The 21,780-nt window shown below is 64.5% G+C and carries 15 protein-coding genes; 8 read left to right on the top strand and 7 right to left on the bottom strand.

The window, feature by feature from the left end; all coding sequences use genetic code 11:
- Window positions 1–10: 10 nt before the first annotated feature.
- Window positions 11–382 carry a DUF423 domain-containing protein gene (locus ACR9Y2_RS14430; protein ID WP_435042056.1) on the bottom strand — a complete coding sequence of 124 codons (372 nt, stop codon included), beginning with the start codon at window positions 380–382 and terminating at the stop codon, window positions 11–13.
- An 89-nt stretch (window positions 383–471) separates the two neighbouring features.
- Between ACR9Y2_RS14430 and ACR9Y2_RS14425 the strand changes: the two genes are divergently transcribed.
- Complete coding sequence (locus ACR9Y2_RS14425; protein WP_435042055.1) at window positions 472–2,706, top strand: DUF1549 domain-containing protein; 2,235 nt, start codon at window positions 472–474, stop codon at window positions 2,704–2,706.
- A gap of 12 nt (window positions 2,707–2,718) precedes the next feature.
- The gene (locus tag ACR9Y2_RS14420; RefSeq protein ID WP_435042054.1) at window positions 2,719–4,110 is read left to right on the top strand and encodes a DUF1501 domain-containing protein; all 1,392 of its coding nucleotides are present in this window, start codon (window positions 2,719–2,721) and stop codon (window positions 4,108–4,110) included.
- Here the strand turns inward: ACR9Y2_RS14420 and ACR9Y2_RS14415 are convergent.
- The 4 genes from ACR9Y2_RS14415 to ACR9Y2_RS14400 all read right to left on the bottom strand — a co-directional run bounded on the left by ACR9Y2_RS14415 (window position 4,107) and on the right by ACR9Y2_RS14400 (window position 13,342).
- Window positions 4,107–7,709, bottom strand: coding sequence for an ATP-binding protein (locus tag ACR9Y2_RS14415; RefSeq protein ID WP_435042053.1), 3,603 nt, complete (start codon window positions 7,707–7,709; stop codon window positions 4,107–4,109). The genes ACR9Y2_RS14420 and ACR9Y2_RS14415 overlap by 4 nt on opposite strands.
- Before the next feature lie 168 nt (window positions 7,710–7,877).
- The gene (locus ACR9Y2_RS14410; RefSeq protein ID WP_435042052.1) at window positions 7,878–9,278 is read right to left on the bottom strand and encodes a Gfo/Idh/MocA family protein; all 1,401 of its coding nucleotides are present in this window, start codon (window positions 9,276–9,278) and stop codon (window positions 7,878–7,880) included.
- Window positions 9,279–9,342: 64 nt separating this feature from the next.
- Window positions 9,343–10,788, bottom strand: coding sequence for an arabinose isomerase (locus tag ACR9Y2_RS14405; protein ID WP_435042051.1), 1,446 nt, complete (start codon window positions 10,786–10,788; stop codon window positions 9,343–9,345).
- Between the two features lie 88 nt (window positions 10,789–10,876).
- On the bottom strand, window positions 10,877–13,342 hold the full coding sequence (locus tag ACR9Y2_RS14400) for an ABC transporter permease (protein WP_435042050.1): 2,466 nt from the start codon (window positions 13,340–13,342) through the stop codon (window positions 10,877–10,879).
- Window positions 13,343–13,801: 459 nt separating this feature from the next.
- On the opposite strand from ACR9Y2_RS14400, the gene ACR9Y2_RS14395 reads away from it, so the two are divergent.
- From ACR9Y2_RS14395 to ACR9Y2_RS14385, 3 genes are all read left to right on the top strand, one after another.
- On the top strand, window positions 13,802–14,083 hold the full coding sequence (locus tag ACR9Y2_RS14395) for a DUF5666 domain-containing protein (RefSeq protein ID WP_435042049.1): 282 nt from the start codon (window positions 13,802–13,804) through the stop codon (window positions 14,081–14,083).
- Between the two features lie 108 nt (window positions 14,084–14,191).
- A complete protein-coding gene (locus ACR9Y2_RS14390; RefSeq protein WP_435042048.1) occupies window positions 14,192–14,785 on the top strand; it encodes a hypothetical protein in 594 nt (197 codons plus the stop codon).
- A gap of 319 nt (window positions 14,786–15,104) precedes the next feature.
- Window positions 15,105–15,926, top strand: a complete 822-nt coding sequence (locus ACR9Y2_RS14385; protein ID WP_435042047.1) for a hypothetical protein — start codon at window positions 15,105–15,107, stop codon at window positions 15,924–15,926.
- Here the strand turns inward: ACR9Y2_RS14385 and ACR9Y2_RS14380 are convergent.
- Entirely contained in the window at window positions 15,923–16,384 is a 462-nt protein-coding gene (locus ACR9Y2_RS14380) for a PaaI family thioesterase (RefSeq protein WP_435042046.1), read from the bottom strand. The genes ACR9Y2_RS14385 and ACR9Y2_RS14380 overlap by 4 nt on opposite strands.
- A gap of 21 nt (window positions 16,385–16,405) precedes the next feature.
- Between ACR9Y2_RS14380 and ACR9Y2_RS14375 the strand changes: the two genes are divergently transcribed.
- Both ACR9Y2_RS14375 and ACR9Y2_RS14370 read left to right on the top strand, forming a co-directional pair.
- A complete protein-coding gene (locus ACR9Y2_RS14375) occupies window positions 16,406–18,493 on the top strand; it encodes a 3-hydroxyacyl-CoA dehydrogenase NAD-binding domain-containing protein (RefSeq protein ID WP_435042044.1) in 2,088 nt (695 codons plus the stop codon).
- Window positions 18,494–18,543: 50 nt separating this feature from the next.
- The gene (locus ACR9Y2_RS14370; protein WP_435042043.1) at window positions 18,544–19,413 is read left to right on the top strand and encodes a metallophosphoesterase family protein; all 870 of its coding nucleotides are present in this window, start codon (window positions 18,544–18,546) and stop codon (window positions 19,411–19,413) included.
- Here the strand turns inward: ACR9Y2_RS14370 and ACR9Y2_RS14365 are convergent.
- A complete protein-coding gene (locus tag ACR9Y2_RS14365; protein WP_435042042.1) occupies window positions 19,410–20,564 on the bottom strand; it encodes a VOC family protein in 1,155 nt (384 codons plus the stop codon). The two genes, ACR9Y2_RS14370 and ACR9Y2_RS14365, sit on opposite strands and share 4 nt — an antisense overlap.
- A gap of 127 nt (window positions 20,565–20,691) precedes the next feature.
- On the opposite strand from ACR9Y2_RS14365, the gene ACR9Y2_RS14360 reads away from it, so the two are divergent.
- Window positions 20,692–21,741 carry a sugar phosphate isomerase/epimerase family protein gene (locus ACR9Y2_RS14360; protein ID WP_435042041.1) on the top strand — a complete coding sequence of 350 codons (1,050 nt, stop codon included), beginning with the start codon at window positions 20,692–20,694 and terminating at the stop codon, window positions 21,739–21,741.
- The last annotated feature ends 39 nt before the right edge of the window (window positions 21,742–21,780 follow it).

The raw sequence follows: 21,780 nt of genomic DNA, 5'->3' as shown, positions 1-21,780 counted from the left end.
AGGAGGACGGCTAGCGGGTACGCAGCAGCGCCAGGCAGAGGTACAGCCAGGCCGCGATAAACGCAACGCCGCCCAGGGGGGTGACCGCGCCCAGGGTGCGAACCCCGGTCAACGCCAGGGTGTACAAGCTGCCGCTGAAGAGCAGGATCCCCGCCACCAGCAGCAGGCTGATGCGGTTGGCGGCAGACTCCGGCAGCAGCCCGAGTTTCGCGAACAGCGGCACGATCAGCAGCCCCAGGGCGTGGAGGAAGTGGTAGAGAACGGCCTTCTCCCAGATCCCCATGCTGTATGCGTCGAGGCGCTCCTTCAGCCCGTGGGCTCCAAAGGCGCCCAGCGCCACGGCGACGGCGAGCAGAAGGGAGGCAATTGCGGACCAGGGCATACCTCCATGGTAAACATAGCGGCTGGAAGAGCGGGCTTTCGCGCCCCCTTTGCTAACCCTCTGAGCCGCGCCGTATTAAAATGCAGGTCATGCTGTACGGCTGGGCTGTTCTGGGACTGGGCGTGTGCTGCGCGCTCTCCGCGCAAACCGTCGATTTCGCTCGACAGGTGCATCCGGTGTTTGTCGAGAAATGCCTGATGTGCCATAACGGCGCCCGCGGGCAGGGCGGGCTTTCGCTGGCCATGCGCAATGACATCCTGCGCGGCGGCGCCAGTGGGGCGGCCCTCATTCCCGGAAACAGCGCCAAGTCCTTACTCGTGCAGCGCATCGACGGAAGCAAGGCCCCGCGCATGCCGATGGGCGGCGCGCCGCTCTCTGAGCGTGAGATCGCCACCATCCGCCGCTGGATCGATGAAGGCGCGCGGGGTGAGGTGACCTCCGCCCCTGCCGCGAAGTTCTCCCTGGCGCTGAAGCCGCCCACCGCGGGCAGCGTCGACTCCCTGATGGCCGCCTACTACCAGGCCCACACGGTGGCGGCCCCGGGTGTAGTCGACGACGCCGTCTTCGCCCGCCGGGTCTATCTGGATCTGTGGGGCCTGCTGCCCTCACCGGAAGAGCAACACCGCTTCGAGTCAGATACCCGTCCGGACAAGCGAGCGCGCCTGGTGGACGAACTTCTGGCCAACCAGCGCAATTATGCCGAGAACTGGATCAGCTTCTGGAACGACCTGCTGCACAACGACGAGGGTGTCATCTATCACGGCGACCGCGCCTCGATCTCTCCCTGGCTGCTCAAATCGCTGGAGGAGAACAAGCCCTACGACGAGTTCGTGCGCACACTGCTGGCGCCCCAGGACAAAGACGGCCCGGCCGGGTTTGTGCGCGGCGTCACCTGGCGCGGCACAGTGAACGCCTCGCAGACGCCGGCGATGCAGGCCGCCCAGAACTCCGCCCAGGTGTTTCTGGGCATCAATTTGAAGTGCAACTCCTGTCACGACAGCTTCATCAGCCACTGGAAGCTGCGCGAGGCCTACGCGCTGGCCAGCTTCTTCACCAACGAGCCGCTGGAGATTGTGAAGTGCGACATGGCTACCGGCAAGATGGCCGAGACGACCTTCCTGTTCCCGGAACTCGGCGGCATCGACGCCAAGGCAGCAGTGGAAGAGAAGCGGGCGGCCGCGGCGCGCATGTTCACGTCGAAAGACAACGGCCTGTTCGCCCGCACCATCGTCAACAGGGTCTGGCGGCTGCTGTTCGGCCGCGGGTTGGTTGAGCCCATCGACGAGATGGAAGGACCGGCCTGGAATCCGGAGCTGATGGAATGGCTGGCCGCCGATTTCGTCGAGCACCGCTATGACATGAAGCACCTGCTGCGCACGCTGATGCTCTCGAAGACCTACCAGGGCCCCAGCGTGGCGGGTGGCAACCTGCGCGACGCCGGCTATGTGTTCAAAGGTCCCTGGCCGCGGCGCATGACGGCGGAACAGTTCGCCGACGCGGTGGCGTCGCTCACCGGCGAGTGGCGTACGCGTGTGGATAACCGCCCCGTGCCTGGCCAGTACGCCCGGGAGTGGCGCTTCAAGGCCAATTCGATGACACGAGCCTTGGGCCGCCCCACGCGCGATGGCGCGGTGACCGAACGCCAAACCGACTCCACCACCCTGCAAGCCCTCGAACTGACCAACGGGCGTGTGCTCAACGACTGGCTGGGAGACGGCGCCAAGCGGCTCACCGATCAGCCCGACCCCGCTCCGGCCAGCCTGTTCGACAGCGGCACCCTGCGCGGCAACGGCAAGGCCAAGGTGGATGTCGACATCACCGGCCGCAAGGAACTGCACCTGCTGGTCACCGATGTCGATTCCTACGATCCCTCCCGCGTGAAGCTGGCGTGGCGCGACGCCCAGTTCGTCGGGCCCAACGGCGCGGTGCCGGTTCCGGGCGAGGTCATCCTGGGCAAGGAGACGCTGCTCGATCTCAAGGACAAGGGCTACACGCGGTTCCAGGCCCTGCTGGCCGTGGATGCCAGCTCGAATCAATCGGACATCTCGCCGGCAGTGCGCGGATTCGTGTTCGACGAGGCGCCCAACCCGCGCAAACTGGTGGCTGCGACGGGAGAACCCCCGCTGCCCAGGCCCAAGGCCGCGCGGACGCCCGAGGGCCTGGTCAAGCAGTTGTACGAGCACGCCCTCAGCCGGCAACCCGCGCCGGAGGAGCTGAGCATCGCCACCAGCCTGGTCGCCAAAAGCGGCCGGGTGGATCGCGAAGGCCTGCAGGACCTGCTCTGGACCGTGCTGCTTTCGCCCGAGTTTCAGTTCATTCGCTAGGGGTGATCCATCATGATGACGCGACGAGAACTGTTGGCAAGCGCGGCCGCCGCCGCGGTGACCCCGGCGTTCGGCCAGGCGGGCAACAAGCTGCTGCCAGCCAAGGCGGATTGCATGATCCTGCTCTGGATGGCCGGCGGCATGGCGCAGACCGAGACTTTCGATCCGAAGCGGAAGACGGAGTTTGAACCCGGCCGCCCGTCGAGCGAAGTGCTGAGCACTTTCGGTTCGATCCCCACCAGCGTCGATGGCGTGCGCATCTCAGAGGGCCTGGAGCGTATCGCCAAGGTGATGAATCGCGGCACGCTGCTGCGGTCGCACCGCGTGGGCGACCTCGGCTTCATCCTGCACTCCAAGCATCAATACCACTGGCACACCGGGTATGCCCCGCCTCAGCCGGTGCCGGTACCGCACATGGGTTCCTGGATTGCGAAGATCCTGGGGCCGCGCAAGCCGGACGTACCCGCCTTCGTCAACATCGGCCAGAATCTCGAGATCGGCGCCGAGAGCGATTCCGTCAAGGCCTATACGACCTCGGGCTTCCTGGGCAGCGAATTCGCGCCCTTCAACATCCCCGATCCGTCGGATGCGGTCTCCGCCGTGCGGCCCCCGAAGGAGTTCAGTGAACTGCGGTTCAAACGGCGCTTCGAAACCTATCAGCACCTCATGAAGAGCAATGCACTGATGGCTTCGGGCAGTGACGCACAGAAGGAATCGCTGTTGCGTTCCGTGGAAAATGCCCACCGCCTGCTGATGTCCCCGGCCGCCAAGGCCTTCGACCTCGACCTGGAACCGAAGGCGAAATACGACGTCTACAACACCAGCCGCTTTGGACAGGGCTGCCTGCTGGCCCGCCGCCTGGTGGAAGCCGGCGTGCGCTTCGTCGAGGTGTCCACGGAGTACATTCCCTTCCGCTACTGGGACACCCACGAGAATGGCCACACCCGCGCGCAGGGCATGAAGGAGACCATCGACCGGCCGGTTTCGCAACTGATCCTCGACCTGGAAGAGCGCGGATTGCTCGACCGCACGCTCATCGTGCTGGCCAGCGAGTTCGGCCGCGATATGGTCACCGAGGGCAAGCCCGGCAATACCGTGCAGGATCAGGTAAAACAGCCGGACGTGATGACGGAGCCGAAGCACTACGGGATGCACCGCCACTTCACGGAAGCGTCCAGTGTGCTGCTGTTCGGCGGCGGAATCAAAAAGGGGTCCGTCTATGGCGAGACGGCCGACGAACGGCCCTGCAGGATCGTCAGGGATCCGGTGACCATCGAGGACCTGCACGCCAGCATTTATCGGTCGCTGGGTATTCCGCACGATTACGCGGAGGTCTACGAAAAACGGCCCTTCTACGTCACCAAGGACGCCAAGGGGCATGCCGTGGACGGGCTCTTCGCTTAGTGCCCGGTGGTCCGGCCGTTGCCGGAAAGCGCTTCGTGGACGGTGCTCAGCAGGGCGGAACTGGTGAACGGCTTGCGGAGTGTGGGCTTTTCCGGTTTGTCCGGGCTGGCGGCTTCGCCGGCCGGGCCGGAATAGCCCGAGACAAACACCACTTTGAGCCCTGGATGGATCGCAGCCAGCCGCTCGGCCAGGACAAAGCCGGACATGCCCGGCATGACGACGTCGGAAAGCAGCAGATCGGGCATAGGTTCCTGCCGCTCCAGCAGCGCCAGTGCCTCCGTGCCACCTCCAGCCTCCAGCACGCGGTATCCGTTCGAGGTGAGGATCCGGGCGGCGACGCCGCGTACGGCCGCGTCATCCTCCACCAACAGGATCGTCGCTGGCTGGAAGTCGGGCCGTGACGCCTCCTGCTTCGGCCCGGTTTCCACATCGGCCGCGCTCACAGAGGGGAAGTGGATTGCGAACCGCGAGCCCCGGCCCACCTGGCTCTCCACGTTGATCCGGCCGCCCGCTCTCTTGACGACGCCATACACAATGGCGAGCCCCATGCCGGTGCCCTGGCCCGGCGGTTTCGTAGTGTAGAACGGCTCGAAAGCGTGCCGGATGGTCTCGGGGTCCATACCCACGCCGTTGTCCTCCACACTGAGTACCGCGTAGAGACCAGGGTTGAGCCCCGGATTCCTGGAAGACGCCCCAGCCTCCACCAAGTCCTTGTTCGTCCTGATCACCACGGCGCCGCCGTCCGGCATGGCGTCGCGGGCATTCACCACAAGATTCAAAAGCACCTGGCCCAACTGGGCGCGGTCTCCCATGATGCAGCCAATGCCTTCTTCCAGTTGCAGCTCCAATTGGATGCCTTCACCCAGCAGCCGCTGCAGCAGCCTGGCCGTATCGCGCACCACGGCGTTCAGGTCCAGCGGCACCAGGTTCTCAGCCTGGCTGCGGCTGAAGGCCAGCAATTGCCGGGTGAGTTCCGCCGCGCGCTGGCCGGCTGCGTGGATGTTCTCCACCTTGGCCCGTTTCTCTTCGTCATCCTCCAGCTCCAGCAGCAGCAGTTCGGAATAGCCGTTGACGATGGTGAGGAGGTTATTGAAGTCGTGGGCCACGCCCCCCGCCAGGCGTCCGATGCTCTCCATGCGGGTGGAGTGCAGCAGCCGCGCCTCTGTTTCAGCGCGGGTCTTCTCCTTCGACAGCCGGCGCAACTGTTTGACGGAATGCCGCCGGGCGCCAAAGAGAACAACTCCAGTGACCATCGCCAGGGAGAACAGTGCGATGCCCGCGCGGAACCATCCGGTCTCCCAGTGAAACGGCTCGCGGTTCAGCCGGATCTCGACAGCGGAAGGATTCCAATAGCCGTCGGCATTCCGCACCCGCAGGCCGAAGCGATACTCGCCCGGCGGCAGCTTGGCGAAGACGATCTCCCTTTCGGTACGCTCACCCGAAGCGACCACTGTGCCATCCTGCGAAAGCGTGTAGGCGAATCGGATCTTGTCCTGGTTCGAGAGGTCCAGTGCCGTGTACAACACGTGAACATCCAGGCTGCCGGGCGGAATCTTCACTGGCTCCGACTCCTCCACGGGCAGGCGGTGCTGCGAGCCATCCCTCGCCAGGTAGACGACTTCTTCGATCCGCGCTGGTACCGGATCGGCCCTCAGCCGCAGCCGCAGGGGATCCAGGATGGCGACGCCTTTGAGCGTGGGCACCCAGATGCGGCCCTGCCCGTCGGCCTGGATCGAAGGCTGATGGTCGAAGGAGCACTCCAGGCTGGGCAGGCCATCGTCGCGATCGAACTGCTGCCACTCGCACGGTTGCGTATCACCGGAAGCAGCCCGCAAAAGATCGGCCTTGCGGAATCGCCACACCCCGCGGTTGGTGGCCATCCAGATGTGGCCGTCCAGTTCCAGCATGCCGCCGACAATCGCAGCAGGAATCTGGCCGGACCCTAGAGGCACCACCTTGCCGTCTTTCCACAACACCAGCCCGCCGGTGGCCGGAGCCGCCCAGATGCCTTGCCCCTCCAGCGGAAAGATCGTGTTTAATGGCGGCAGAGGTTTGCCGTCAGTGCCGGTGACAGGCTGGAAACCCCGGCCCTCGACAAACCGGAACAGGCCGGCATCGCCCGCCCCCCAGATTGCGCCGCTACCGCGGTCTTCCGCAATGCTGCGGATGGATATGCCCCGGGGTTGGGCCGGTGCGTCATACCGCGAGACGGAGTCGCCGCTGAAGCGCGCGGTCTTGCCACGCGTCTCCGAGACCCACACCCGGCCGTGCGAGTCTTCGAAGATACTCTCGATGTTCTGAAACCCTTCCTCGGGCTTGAGTACCTGGCGGCTGATGCCCTCCCGCAGTTGGAACAGCCCGCACTCAAAGCCCCCCAGCCAGAGCACGCCCTTGCGATCGACCAGCAGGGTCTGCGGATAGAGTTCCTTGTAACCGGGCACGGCCAGACGGGAAAGACGGTTGTCCTGGAATTGAAACAACCCGGCGCCGAAAGTCGCGATGAATACGCGCCCATCCCGTCCCGGCGCGGCCGCCTTCACCGGGAAATCCGGCAGCCCGCTTTCGCGGCCGATGGTCTCCAGCCGTTTCTCCCGGATGCGCACAAGCCCCCCACCGTCCGTGCCAATCCAGCGATTGCCGTGCTGGTCCGGATAGACAAACCGGACCCCGTTGCTGGGCAGGCCCGTGGCCGTGGAGTAACGGTTTACATGCCCGTCCGCCCTGATCCGGAATAGCCCGAGCCGCGAGGAACAGGCCCATAGCAATCCGGAACTGTCTTCCGTCAGCGACCAGAGATTGGAAACGGACTGGTCCAGCCGCACTTTGGACACCAGGCGGCTCCCGTCGAGCTTATAAAGCGTGTCATGGCGCAGAACCCATAGGAGCCCGTCCTGCGCGACGGCCCAGGACTGCACTGTGTCCTGGCCGATCTCCTTTGGCAAGGGTTCGCTCTGCCAGCCGCCCGGCGTCCACAGGCTGCTGAAATCGCGGTTCACCGCGCGGATCTGCCCAGCTTTGTCGGCATAAATGAAGGTCGGATCCAACCGCCCGGGCGGCGGCGCCAGCGTCGTGAACCGGCCCCCGGCAAAGCGAAAGAGCTGCTGCTTGAAAGTGACCACGAACACCGCACCGTCGCCCGCGTTGGCAAAGTGCCGGACATACGTGCCGGTCCACCCCTGCTGCGGACCGAGCGCGGTCCACGAACCCTCATGCCCGTACACCAGTCCCGATAAGGTGCTGATCCACATCTCGCCGGCGCGATCCCGATGCAGGTTCACGATTCCCTGGTCCGGCAGCACCGGGATCCGGCTCTGGTCGAAGACGATGAACTTATGCCCGTCAAAACGCACCAGTCCGCGGAAGGTGCCAAACCAGAGATGGCCGTCGGGTGAGAGGACAAACGAGGTGGCGGAGTTCTCGGGCAAACCCTGCTCGGTTTGCCAATTACTGACGACGTAATCGTTGGAAAGCGGTGAGTCCTGTGCGGCGGAAAGTGCTGCACCGCAGAGCAGCAGCACCGCTGGAAGCAAAGCCGGGGCGGCCGCCGGAAGAGTCGTTCCGCGAGTGGGCCGGGCCGCTGGCGCGAGCCGGCGGCCCAATGCTCTTCCGTGCCCCCAACTGAAAACTGAGCTGGGGGAGCTGCCTTCCATCACTTTCATGTGAAGAACTGAGAGTAACAGCCTATCTCAGTTCGGAAGTCTACTCCCCGCTTTTCCGCTAGTCCATCCGTTATTTCACATATTTGTGAGGACAGACCCGGGCGCTCACTAATACTCGCGGTCCTTCTTGATGCCGGGCTCGGGCACCGGATACTTGCCGTCCGGTCCCAGCCGCAGCGGAGGCGGCCCATCCATGGTGAGCTTGTCCACATCCGGAGCAAACTCGTGCGGGCAGTTCATCATCTGGTCGAATGTGATGATCTGGCCCGTATGGGCGGCCATGCGGCCCATCGAGGCCACCAGGCTCGCTTCAGCGCCGCGCTTCACTTCGTTGTACGGCTTGTCCTTCCGGATCGCCTCCATCAGGTCGTCCCACTCGTATTGGTAGGGGCTCTTCTCGGGCTGCGGATAGGCCCACACCAGGTTGGGATCCTCGGGCAGGGGCAGGTCCTTCTTGGAGGTCACCGTGGGCATCTTCTGGCCCTTATAGATCCGCGTCATGCCGGGCGTATGCGACATCGTGGAAATCACCGCGGAGCCCTTGGAGCCGTGCGCATAGCTGGCGAATTCGTCGCGTGCGCCCGCCATGTTCCGGCCGTCGAAGTACAGCTTGGTGCCGTCCGGGAATGTGTACTGCACGGAGTAGACGTCGAAGTTCTGGTCCAGCGAATCGCCGCGGTAGTGGCGTCCGCCGACGGCGTGCGCTTCCACCGGCCAGGCGCCCTTCATCCAGCTGCATTCGTCGATCTGGTGAATATAGTAATCGCTGAAGACGCCGCCGCTGGCCCACAGGAACGCGTGGAAACGCGAGATCTGGTAAGTGAGCTCACTGATGCCTTCCGGCTTCGGCGGAGCGGTGCCGCCGCCCTGTCCCATGCGGTAGCCGCGCATGGCGACAATCTCACCAATCTGGCCCTGTTGAATGCGGGCCAGCAACTCCTGCCGCGCGCGGCAGTGGCGCACCATCAGGCCGACGCCCACCTTGAGGTTCTTCTGGCTGGCAAGTTCGCCCAGCTTCAGCATGCGCTTCGTCGTGGGGCCGTCCACCGTCACCGGCTTCTCCATGAACGTGTGCAGGCCGCGGTCGATGGCATGCGTGAACTGGACCCAGCGGAAGGCCGGCGGCGTACCCAGGATCACCACATCGCCCGGCTTCATCGCGTCCATCGCCTGCTTGTAGGCGTCGAAACCCAGGAAGCGCCGCTCCGGCGGTACATCCACCTGGCCCGCGAATTGAGTCTTCAGCTTGTCGTAGCTGTCGCTCATCTTCTTGGGCACCACGTCGGCCATGGCCACCAGCTTCACGGGGCCATTCGTGACCGAAAGGGCGTTCACCGCGGCGCCGGTGCCACGGCCGCCGCAGCCCACCAGGGCTACGGAAATCGTGTTGTTCTCCGCCGCATGCACGTGCGGCAGAGCAATGCCGGCCAGGGCCGAAACGCCGGCGGTCCGGCCGGTGTTGCTTAAGAACTGGCGGCGTGAAGTGGTGTCTGTTTGGTTTTCACTCATGGCGATTCCTCGCTTCTTGCCTCGTAAGCTTATCTCAAGTCGAGGCCGGGCGGGCGCGCGCCGTTCAACAGACTTTGACCACGGGAATCTGCAGCAGTTCACCCAGCTTCGCGATGGTCCGTTCGACGTGGCCGACACCCAGCGCGCAATGGTGTGTCGGACCTTCAGCGCACCAGCGATTCACAAATTCACGCGGCCCCAGCGGGAAGCGGAGCCTCGAATTCGTGTTGCCGATCTTCATGGTCGGGCCGGGCTCCGAGACGCCCTGCGCCGTAATCATCTTCAGCGACCCTTCCGCCGTCTGCGTCATCGCCAGCAAGGTCACCGGCCCCGTCTTGACGTTGAACTCCACGCTGACCCCGCTGCCGCGTTTGCCGTGATAGAGACCCAGCCCGCGCAGCACCGGCTTCCGGTCTGTGATCGCCAGATGGCCCGGCCCGTCATGGCCCATCAGCACGAAGTTCTCGCGGAAGTCCATCGCGTAGAATTCGGTGAACGAGCCGCCGGCGCCCAACCGGTCGAGGATCATCATCGCCAGGCAGGTCTTCAGGTCGCCCTCCCCGCTGGCCGGAATGCCGCGCGCCGTCAGCAGCGAGTTGCCGAGAATCACGCCCGCCCCCAGGCGTTCATACGGATTCCCGTCCAGCCCGCGGTAGTAGTAAGTCAGGCCGTTCAGCGAGAAGCCGTCCACCATGCGGTCGAGCCCGGCGGCGACGCGCGCCGCCCACTCGAGATCACCGTCCGGAACATTCTCCAGCGTGAACATCTCGCGCGCCACCCGCGACTTCTCCGCCACTTCCTCTGCTCCCGCCTCGCGCACACAGCGGTCGAGATCGCACATCTCCAGGACTTCGATATGCGCGCCGGTCTGCGCGCTGACCATCGTGAAGTCGGAGTACATGTCGAGCATGCCGGGATAGGTATGCCCGAGGAAGCCGATGCGGCTCGACCGCAGCGCCGCCGCCGCGCGCGCCGCCAGGCACCACTCCTCGATCTCACCCCAGGCCTCGGGATCGTCGCGTAACGTGCCCGACACCACTCGAAACTGGACCCGTGCCCTAGCGAATACATTCGCGATTTCGGGCACACAACAGGTGGAGCAGTTGGCCAGCCACTCGCCGGTATCGACGTTCTCATAGTCGAGCGCCGACGACGGTTGCAGGTTCAACACCAGCACCGGCAGTTTAGCCCGCTGCACCACGGGCAGCACCTGCGACGAGGTCGCGTAGGTGCCCACGTAGCAGAGGATCAGGTCCAGGTCCGACGCCGCGAAGAGCCGGGCCGCGTCCTGGGCGCCCATGGCCGAGTCCACCAACCCCGCCGACACCACTTCCAGCCCGAGGCCGGTGACATGCGTCTCCACCTCGGCCTGGTAGCCGCACAGCCGCTCCCGCAGGCCGGAAAACTGCGGCCAATAGGCAGCCAGCCCGATCCCGAAGACGCCCACGCGCCCTCGCACGGACACCGCGTCAGATTTGGCCGGCGCGTGGCCGGAGTGGTCGTTGGACATGTAGGGCTCCAGGCCGCCGCGGCGGGCCGGCGGTCCTGGCAGCGAGTATCCCAAAGGGATTTCTGGAGTTGCAACTCCGCTGGCGGCGCTATTCGCTGCGCAGGGCGCTGGCCGGATCCACCGAAGTCGCCCGCCGCGCCGGCAGGTAGCACGCCAGCAGCGCCGCCGCCGCCAGTGCCGCCGAGACCACGGCGTAAGTCAGCGCATCCATCGCCTTCACACCGAACAGCAACGTCGACAGCGCCCGGGTGACCCCCGCTGAAGCCGCCAGGCCGATCACCAGGCCCATGGCGATCAGCACCGCCCCATCCCGGACAAACAGCCCTTGCACCTGCGTCTGCTGCGCGCCCAGGGCGATGCGGATGCCAATCTCCCGTGTCCTTCTCGAAACCGCATAGGAGATCACGCCGTAAATGCCCACTACGCCCAGAATCAGGGCCACGCCGCCCGCCAGCGCCAGCATCAGCAGCGTGAACGTGGTCCGCGTCATCGACCGCGCGTAAATCGTCTGCAGCGTACGGACATTCGCCGTCGGCAGCGACGGATTCACCGCCCAGACCGCCGCCTGCACCTCTTTCAGGAAAGCGGCCGAACCGACTCGCGGACTGCGGACGGTGAACGTCATCGAGCGCCGCACATTCATCGTCTCGCCCCAGAACCGCGGGATCAGGCTGGGCCAGTACACAATCTTCGGCGCCTCTTTGTGAACGCCGTTGTCGTACTCGGTGCCCACCACGCCAATGATCTCGCGCCAATCGGAGGTCGGCGACTCGCGGATCCGCCGGCCCAGGGCCTTCGCCGGATCCTTCCAGTATTCGCGCGCCAGGTTCTCACTGATCATCACCACCGGCGACATCCGCTGAATGTCAGCCCAGGTGAGGTCGCGGCCGGCGACCAGCGTGTTGCCCATGGTCCTGAAGGAACCCGGCCCGATGTGCTTGAACCGCCGGATGGGCGGCAGTTTTCCTTCCGCCGACGGAAAGTCCTCTACGAAGATGGGATCGTTGCTGTTGCTTCCGTCCATCGTGACGCTGTTCGTCATGCTGGCCGACACCACTCCGGGGATCGCCTGGATCCCCTGGATCAGGCGTTGTTGCATCTGCAGCACCTGCATCGCATCCTTGACCTGCGCCTCTGGGATGGTAATCCGCATCGTCAGCACCTGGGCCGGATTCAGGAACCCCGGCTGCACATTCCGCATGCTCTGGAACGTCCGGATCATGAGGCCGGAACTGATCAGCAGCACCAGTGCCAGCGCCACTTGCGACACCACCAGGATCTTGCGCGTCCGGTGACGCTCGCGGCCTTCGCTCGACCCGCGGCCGCCTTCGCGAAGAGTGAGCGAAAGATGCGGAGTGGCGTACTTGAAAACGGGGATCAGCCCGAAGAGCACGCCGGACAACAGGGCCACGCCCAGCGTAAAGAGCAACACCGGCCCATCGATGGAAATCTGGTCGAGCCGTGGAATGTTGGTCGGACCCTTGCTGACCAGCAGTTTCACCCCGCCCCAGGCGAGGCCCAGGCCCAGCACTCCGCCGATGACGCCCAGGGTCATGCTCTCCACCATCAGTTTGCGGGCGATCTGTGTCCAATGCGCCCCCAGCGCGGTCCGCAGGGCCAGTTCCTGCTGCCGTCCCTCGGCCCGCACCAGCAGCAGGTTGGCCACGTTCGCGCACGCGATCGCCAGCACCATGCCGGCCACGCCCATCAGCACCCACAGCACATTGCCGCTGTCGCCCACGACGTCTTCCTTCAGCGGCCGCACCTTCGGCCCGAATTTGGCATCGATGAACATCTGCTTCGCGATGCCCGGCGCCATCGGGAACTTCTCCATCATCATCGGCAGCATGCGCGCCACATCGGCGTTCGCTTGCTCGAGAGTGACTCCAGGCTTCAGCCGCGCCAGCGACTCGTAGCTGAAATTGCCCACGAAGACCGACTCCCGCTTGAACTGCAACGGGGTGAACAGATCGGCCCGCTCGTCCAGGAAGCGGAAGTTCTGCGGCAGGATGCCGATGATCTCGAACGGCCGCCCATTGACCGTCAGGATCCGCCCCACCGCATCCGGAGCGCCGCCAAAGCGCCGCTGCCAGTAAGCATAGGACATCATCACCGTATCCGGACTGCCCACCTGCATATCCTTGGCCGTGAACGCCCGCCCCAGCGCCGGAGCCACGCGCAGCACCTGCAGCACGCCCTCGGTCCATTCCATCGCGTCCACCTGCTCCGGTTCGCCCAAGCCCGTTACCGTCAGCGAGTCGTTGTTGTACAGCCCGATCTGCTCAAACACCCGGCCTTCCTCGCGGTAGGTGAAGTAGGTCGACGGCGAGGCGTTCAGCAGCGGGAAGTTCAATCCCGGCGCAGTGTGCCACACGCCCACCAGGCGCTCGGTCTCGTTATAAGGCAGCGGCTTCAACAACACCCCGTTCACCACGCTGAAAATGGCACTATTGGCGCCAATCGCCAGCGCCAGCGTGAAAATGGCAATCGCTGCGAAGCCGGGCGACTTCCTGATCATTCGGATGGCAAACCGCAGGTCTTCGAGCATGGGCATCCCTCTCTCTCAGGTGGCGCCGGAAGGCGCATGAACCATATAACGAACAGCTGGCGGGATTGTTCGGCAAAATCTCAGTGAAAATCGAAGCGTTCCGCTTCGCCCCCTGTTCCATCCCGGGAAACCTCCACGGAAAAAAGTACTGGCGCACACACCGGTTTCCGTAGATGCTACCGGACCTCCAGCCCCACAGCGCCATCACAATGTTTTTATTTTCTATCATTTACGGGTTTGGCCGCCTTCCTGCATTTAATTTGGCATGAGCGGAAAACACCTCGGAGAATCGACATTGCGCCCGGTTCTCCCTCTCGAATACCCGCTCAGGAAGTGCTCCGCCGGCGGGAACCGGTGCGGCGGCCGCACGAGAAAATCAGGAGCAAGCCGATGAAACTAAGCCTGACATTAGGATCCGCGGCCTCAGTTCTCCTGGTGAGTGCTTTGGCAATTGGGAACACCTCAATGGGCACTTACACTGCCCAATCGGAGGGGGGTGCCCGGCCCACTCACCAGGAAGCCCAAGCAGCGGAGAAGCAGGAGGTGACCGGCAAGATTGAGGCCGTAGACCAGGACCAGAGTGTGGTCCAGGTTCAGGGCACCAGCGTGCCGATCGTGGCCACCTCCTCCACCCGCTACTCGCGGGGACTGAGCTTCAAAAGTCTGAAGCCCGGCATGGAAGTGAAAATCGTCGCGGTGCTCCGCAGCGATGGAAAACTGGAAGCCCTGGAGGTGCGTAGCGCCTAACCTGACATCCAAATCACCTCAGTAGAAGGGAGCGCGCGGGTTTCCTCAGGGGAGCCCGCGTGCTTTGCATTTCCGCCCGCAGGTGACCCGACCCGCGGTAATCCCACCATGGAACCCACAGAGGAGTCCCCGTTGCAGTTGACCACCAAGGCCGATCCCATGGCCTTCTTCCGAAGTGTGAAGTCGATCGCCGCTAGTGTCTCCGCCAAGCTGGTCGTCGAATTTCCATCCCTCAAAGACGCCAACGGACACAACCGCAAAGAGCGGGAGTCGCCCAGTATCCACATCAACAGCATGGCCACCGACCATACCGCGCCGGCGCTGCCCGTAGAGTGGGACGGCCGAACTTTCACCGTCACCGGCCGCATTCGCGGCAATGGCGGACGCAGCCGGTCTATCTATATGTCCGGCACCTTGTCGGAAGACTACACGACCCTCGACCACGTACGGGTCCAGGAGGTGCTGGAAAGCGGCGGCCAAACGACCATCTCCGAATTCGAGGTCGCCTCCCTGGTGATCCACGACCAGGCCGTGCTGGCCCGCCTGCCCCAGGCAATCCCGAACTCGTACTGCCGGTACCAGGACCGCACCGGCGCTTCCGTCATCTCCATCCGCCGCACCATCGTCCTGAACGGCCAGACCTTCAGCCAGGTGGCCAGCATCGCCGGCAAGGCGAGCACCGACCTCTCGTTCTATAACTAGGCCTTGGAACATCCAGGATGCGCAAGCAGCACCACATCCATTGGTGCCGTATTCGCTTTGTGTAGCCTTTCTTACAGTTCGATCTGGACCCGACTGGACGGATTCATCCCATTCCCCTATGCTGTATAGGCCGAGTCAGACGCCCGGTCAGGCGTCGCGGCAGCGGCATCCTCTGGGGGAAAGTCCACTCTCGACATCGAAAGGCAGTATACAGATGGGAACTGGGATTGTCCGCCTTCACGGGGGCTATGCTCCCGACTACTTCGGTCGTTTGCTTACCGCGGCAAACCCTCACATCGGCCGGATCAAGGAGAGTTCCTTGTCCAGCCTGGTCGACTATCTGGCGCAGTTCCGCGACGGCCACAACTTCACGCCTCCGCAGCGGGAACGCATCCAGGATCTGATCTTCTACATTCCGGCTGACAAACAGCAGAAGTACAAACAAGCCCTCACACACCTCGTCGAGACCGCCAAAGTGAAGATCTGCGGCTGCCCGGTCAAGCCGAAGATGGCACTCTCCTATTTCGGCGTCGGCGCTTACGCCTACCCCGGCAACAGCGGCAAGGTGGTGATGCTCGAAGTAGGCTCCTACCACCACAACTGCAGCCTGACCTGGCAAAGTTCCACCGGAGACATGTCCTCCCTGCGGGAAGTCGGCACAAGGGAGCACGTCAGGTTCCGCACTTCGCCGGCCGCCGAGCCGTTCAACTATGTCCAGGCCAGCGTGCCCATGGAGTTCTTCCACGGCGCATCCCCCGATGGCGGGCACTTCGGCAACTGTACCGACGACCACTCCACCAAACACCCCAGCGTGATCTGCTGCAGCCCCCGCAAGCCCGGCCAACTGGTCGCCGAGCAGTGGTATCAGTTCACGGTCGATCGCGGCCTCACCTGGAAGAACATTCCGAATGCCGCCTTCCTCATCACGAAAGGCGTGCGCATGAGTGGCGGCCGCCTGGTCTTCTTCTTCAAGAAAGAGAACTGGGCGGAGCACAACTCCGCGCGATTCTGCCTCGAAGTGGAGTACGAGATCGGGCCGCCGCCCACCGACATGCCGCCGGCCAACACCAAGCTCGACATGCAGTCGGGCAATCGGGCCGACATCCGCCGCTACGCGTCAAAGGTCATTTCACAGGCCTAGGATTTGCCGGCCCCGGTGGCCAGGTTACCGGGGCCGGATCCCGTTCCGGCCTCCAGCAGCATATACGTCGCCAGCCCCGTCGCGATGGTGTGGCCGTGTGAATCGTGGACGTCCACACTGCCCACCGCCAGCGTCCGGCCCACCTTTAACAGGCGCGCCCGCGCCCGCACCTTCCCATGTGTCGCCGGCCGCAGGTAATTCAGCTTCATCTCCACGGTCGTCGCCGGAGCCCCGCCCCGCGCGCCAATCACGGCGATGCCCACCGCTGCGTCCACCAGGCTGGCCGTCACTCCGCCATGCAGCGTGCCCAGCCCGTTCGACAGCTCGGGCCGCATCTCGCACTCCAGCGTCAATCCATCTTTGTAGACACGCGTCACGCGCAGTCCCAAATGGTGGTTGAATGGCATCTTGAGGATGAGCTCGTTGAGCTCTTTGATGTTCAGGGGCTGGGGCTTCAAATTTAAGTGTAGGACAACTCTATGAGCGACCTCGTCACCACCGCCCGGCAGGGCACCGTCCTGGTAGTCACCATCAACAATCCACCTGTGAACGCGCTCAGCCCCGGGGTGCCCGAGGGCATCGCCGCCGCGGTCCGCGCCGCCGCCTCCGACGACTCCGTCCACGCCGTGGTCGTTATCGGGGCAGGCCGCACCTTCATCGCCGGCGCCGACATCCGCGAGTTCGGCCGCATCGTCTCCGGCGAAGCGCCGCCCCTGAACCTGAACGAGATCCTCACTGAGATCGAGAACGCCCCGAAGCCCGTCATCATGGCCCTGCACGGCACAGCGCTCGGCGGCGGGCTGGAAACAGCCATGTCCGGCCACTACCGCGTGGCCGTCCCGTCCGCCAAAGTCGGCCAGCCCGAAGTGAAACTCGGCCTCATCCCCGGGGCCGGCGGCACGCAGCGATTGCCGCGCCTCGCCGGGGTCGAAACCGCCATGCGCATGTGCGCGTTCGGCGAGCCCGTCAGTGCCGCCGAAGCCCTCGCCAGCGGCATCGTCGACCGCCTCATCGAAGGCGACCTCCTCACCGGCGCTGTCGCCTTTGCCAACGAACATCCACCCGTCCGGCGTACCCGCGACCTCACCGCCAAGCTTCTCGACCCGGCCGCCGCGGAGTCCCTCAGGACCCTCTTCCAGGACTCCTGCCGCACCAAACTCAAGGGCCAAGCCGCACCCCTCGCCGCCCTGGAATCCATTGCCGCCACCGCCCGCCTCGACTTCGACGCCGGCATCACGAACGAAGCCCGCCTCTTCAGCGAGTGCCTCTTCGGAACTCAATCCAAAGCCCTCATCCACGTCTTCTTCGGCGAACGCGCCGTCGGCCGCATCCCGGGCCTGCCCAAGGAAGTCCAGCCCCTGCCTCTCCGCCGCGCCGCAGTCGTAGGTGCCGGCACCATGGGCGGCGGCATCGCCATGTGTTTCGCCAACGCGGGCGTCCCCGTTGTCCTCAAGGAGACCACCCAGGGCGCCCTCGACCTCGGCCTCGCTTCCATCCGCCGCAACTACGAAAACTCCGTCAAACGCGGCCGCCTCACCGCCGAAGCGGCCGGCCAGCGCCTGGAACTGATCAAGCCCGTCCTGCATTACGACGGATTCGAAGAAGCCGACATTGTCGTCGAAGCCGTCTTCGAAGAACTCGCCCTCAAGAAGCACGTCTTCTCCGACCTCGACGCGGTCGTCCGCGAGGGCGCCATCCTGGCCACCAACACCTCGACGCTCGATATCGACGAAATCGCTTCCGTCACCAACCGCCCGGAATGGGTCATCGGCACCCACTTCTTCAGCCCCGCCAACGTCATGCGGCTGCTGGAAGTGGTGCGCGGTAAAGCCACCTCGCCCGCCGTCATCGCCACCGCCATGGAGCTGGCCAAGACCCTCAAGAAAGTCGGCGTCCTCTCCGGCAACGCCTTCGGTTTCATCGGCAATCGCATGTTCGGACCCTATCGCCACGAGGCCATCCGCCTGGTGGAAGAGGGTGCCTCCGTCGAGCAGGTCGACCGGGCCCTCACGGACTGGGGCATGGCCATGGGCCCCCTGGCGGTCGGCGACCTCGCCGGTGTGGATGTCGCCTGGCGCGTCCGCCAGGAGGCCATCCGCCTGGGCATCCCGCACATCGAAGCCGCTTCCTTCGAGGACGAACTCTTTGCCCGCGGCCGCTATGGCCAGAAGTCCGGCGCCGGCTGGTATCTCTACGACGATCAACGCAAGCCGTCACCCGACCCCGAGGTCGAGCGCCTGGTCCGCGAATACGCCGCCTGCCAGGCCATCCCCCAGCGCAGCTTCACCCACAGCGAAATCCTCGAGCGAACCCTCTTCGCCCTCATCAACGAAGGCGCCCGCCTGCTGGAGGAAGGCATCGCCCTACGTCCCGTCGACATCGATATCGTCTACGTCAACGGTTATGGCTTCCCTGCCTGGCGTGGCGGGCCCATGCACTATGCCGAAACTCTGGGGCTGCAGCGCGTGGCCGATCGCATGCGCGCGCTCTACGACGAGTTCGGCCCGTTCTGGAAACCGGCCGCCCTGCTGGAGCACTCCGCCAGGTCGGGCCGCTGGAGCCAGTAGCCGGTAGCGGCAGCGCGTCACACCGGCCGCTGGGTACACTGTGGGGTAAGATGCCGTACGCCTCGATCCCTTCTCTCTCCCGCCGCACGTTCGCGCTCGCCATGGCCGGCGCGGGTGTCTCGCTGCTGCGCTCCGCTGAGCCGGAGATGCACTGGGCGCTGATCTCGGACACGCACATCCCGGCGGATGCGTCGGATACCTATCGCGGTTTCAACCCCGTGGCCAATCTTAAACGCGTGGTTACTGAGATCGAGGCGGCCAAACCCGAGGCGGTCCTCCACTGCGGCGACATCGCCCGCCTGAAAGGCCTGCCCGAGGATTACGCGGCCGTCCAGACCCTGCTCAAGCCCCTCTCCTCGACGCTGCCCGTCGCCATGGCCCTGGGCAATCACGATCACCGCAAGAACTTCCTCGACGTCTTCGGCAAGACGCAGGCCGGCATTCAAAGCGTCCAGCAGAAACACGTGCTGGTCGTGGAGGGGCCCGCCGTACGGGTCATCGTGCTGGATTCCCTCATCGAGGCGAATTCGACGCCCGGCCTGCTCGGCAAAGCCCAGCGCACGTGGCTCTCGGAATTCCTCAAGTCCTCCAGCGACCTGCCCACCATCCTCTTCGTCCACCACACGCTGGACGATGGCGATACCTCGCTGCTCGACGCGCCCCGCTTCTTCGAAATCCTGAAGCCGCATCGCAAGGTGAAGGCCGTCCTCTATGGCCACTCGCACGCCTACAAGTACGAAGCCTGGGAGGGCATCCACCTGCTCAATCTGCCGGCGGTCGGTTATAACTTCAACGACTCAGAGCCCGTCGGCTGGGTGGAGACCCGCCTCGGCAAGACCGGCGGAGCGTTCACGCTGCACGCCTTCGGCGGCAACATGGAAAAGAACGGCAAGACCGTACTCCTGCCCTGGCGCAACTAGATCAGCGTCGCGAACCGCAGCCCCAGGCCGTCCGGCGACACCACCGTGAAGTCGCGCAATCCGTAGTAGCGGTCTTCCACGGGCTTGATCACGCGCAGGCCCAGCTCCTGGCACAACGTCCAGTAGTGGTTCACGTCCGGCACCAGGATCCGCATGTTGGCCACCACCGTGGACGGCGGTTCCGGCTGCCCGGGAATCTCTTCCAGCAGCAGCCTCGACCGCTCCCAGTTCAGCGCCACGAAATGCTCTTCCGCCCGCTCCACCTGGAAGCCCAGCCGCTGGTAGAACTCCGCCGACACACGCACGTTGCGCACATACAGCTCCACCACCAGTTGCTGCTGGCTCTCTGTGTAGTGTTCCAGCGACGCGTCAATCGCCTGCAGATAGCGCTCAGCCGAGCGGCGCACCGCTCCCTTCGCATCTTCGCGGATGGTCTTGCCTGGAAAGGCGCCGTACAGGCGCTCGAACTCATACGGCTCCAGCGCCGCCACAATCCGCTTCACCGCCGCCGATCCCAACGGCACCATGTTCGGATAGCTGTAGAGGAAGCTCGTCCAGCGCCGGTCCATCGCCACCTGGGGCTGGTCGCCCGCGAACAGCGCGCCCGCCTGGTGCAGTACCTGATACCCATCAAAATGCCCGCCGCAGCGGATCAGCGTCGCCCCGCCCGGCAGGCTCGCCGTCTCGCCTACCCACAGCCGCACCGCGCCGCTGCGCCGTTGCAGCCAGTCCCGCTCGTCTTCGTGGATCCACACCGGCGCTCCGCCGAACGCGTCGCTCCATTCGATCATCGACGAGTAGTAGTGCGGGTGCGAGATGGCAATCGCCTGGATCCCGCCCAGCTCCGTCACGGCCCGTACCGTCTCGTCATCCAGCAGCGAGATGCAATCCCACAGGATGTTGCCCTCGTCCGTCCGCACGAGAAACGCGCGCTGGCCGATGCCGAATGTGGGCTCGGTGACAATCGACCAGACGCCCGGTTCTTCTTCCGTGATCACATTGCGATGCCGGGCCCGCAGCTCTTCCAGGGTCGTCCAGCGTTGGCCCGCCCAGCCCACATACTGCCGGGCGTCGTCACAGATCGGGCACCGCTCCGGCGCCTGCTCACTGGCTTCCTGCTGCACTCCGCAGGTCGAACAGATCCAATTCATACTTTCTGTTCAATGGATGACGCTGCCGCAGCCCAGGATTCCGCCTGCACGCCGTGAATGGTGCAACCTCCTCACGGATGGCATACGATGTTGAGGGTTGATACCAACTATTCTCTGAGAGGCGATCATGTCACAAATAAAAGGACCCGCCATTTTCCTGGCCCAGTTCATGGGCGACGAAGAGCCGTTCAATAGCCTGCCCAATATCACTGCCTGGGCCAAGGAACTCGGCTACATCGGCGTCCAGATCCCATCGTGGGACAGCCGGGTGATCGACCTGAAGAAGGCCGCCGAATCGAAGACCTACTGCCAGGACCTCAAAGGCCAGATGAACGGCCTCGAGATCACTGAACTCGCTTCGCACCTGCAGGGCCAGCTCGTGGCCGTCCACCCCGCTTACGACGAACTCTTCGATGGCTTCGCCGCTCCGGAAGTGCGCGGCAACCCCAAGGCCCGCGCCAAGTGGGCCGTCGAACAGTTGAAGCTCGTCATCAAGGCCTCGAAGAACCTCGGCCTCAGCGTCACCCCGTCCTTCACCGGCGCCCTGCTCTGGCCCACCGTCTATCCCTGGCCGCAGCGTCCCGGCGGCCTCGTCGAGGAAGCCTTCAAGGAACTCGCCAAGCGCTGGAAACCCATCTTCGACTTCGCCGACAAACATGGAGTCGACTTCGCCTTCGAACTGCACCCCGGCGAAGACCTGCACGACGGCCTCACCTTCGAGCGCCTGCTGGAAGCCACCGGCAACCACCCCCGCCTCGGCATCAATTACGATCCGTCGCACTTCGTCCTGCAGTGCATGGACTACATCGGCTTCATCGACACCTACGGCCCCTACATCAAGGCCTTCCATGTGAAGGATGCTGAGTTCGTGCCGTCCGCCAAAGCGGGCGTCTACGGCGGCTATGCCGACTGGAAGAACCGTCCAGGCCGCTTCCGCTCTCTCGGCGACGGCCAGGTCGATTTCGGCCAGGTCTTCTCGCGCCTCACCGCGGCCGGCTATAAGAGCTGGGCGGTTCTCGAATGGGAATGCTGCTTCAAGGACGCCGCCCAGGGCGCGGCCGAAGGCGCTCCGTTCATCGAAGCCCACCTCATCGACGTACCCAAGAAGGCCTTCGACGACTTTGCCGGCGGCGCCTCCGACTCCAAGCGCAACCGCCGCATCCTCGGCCTCGAATAGCCTCGTCCGTCAGTTCCGAATCCAGAAGGGCAGCTCGCC

It is taken from the genome of Paludibaculum fermentans, assembly GCF_051172195.1.
Lineage (GTDB): Bacteria > Acidobacteriota > Terriglobia > Bryobacterales > Bryobacteraceae > Paludibaculum > Paludibaculum fermentans_A.
This window is presented reverse-complemented; position numbering and strand designations above follow the sequence as displayed.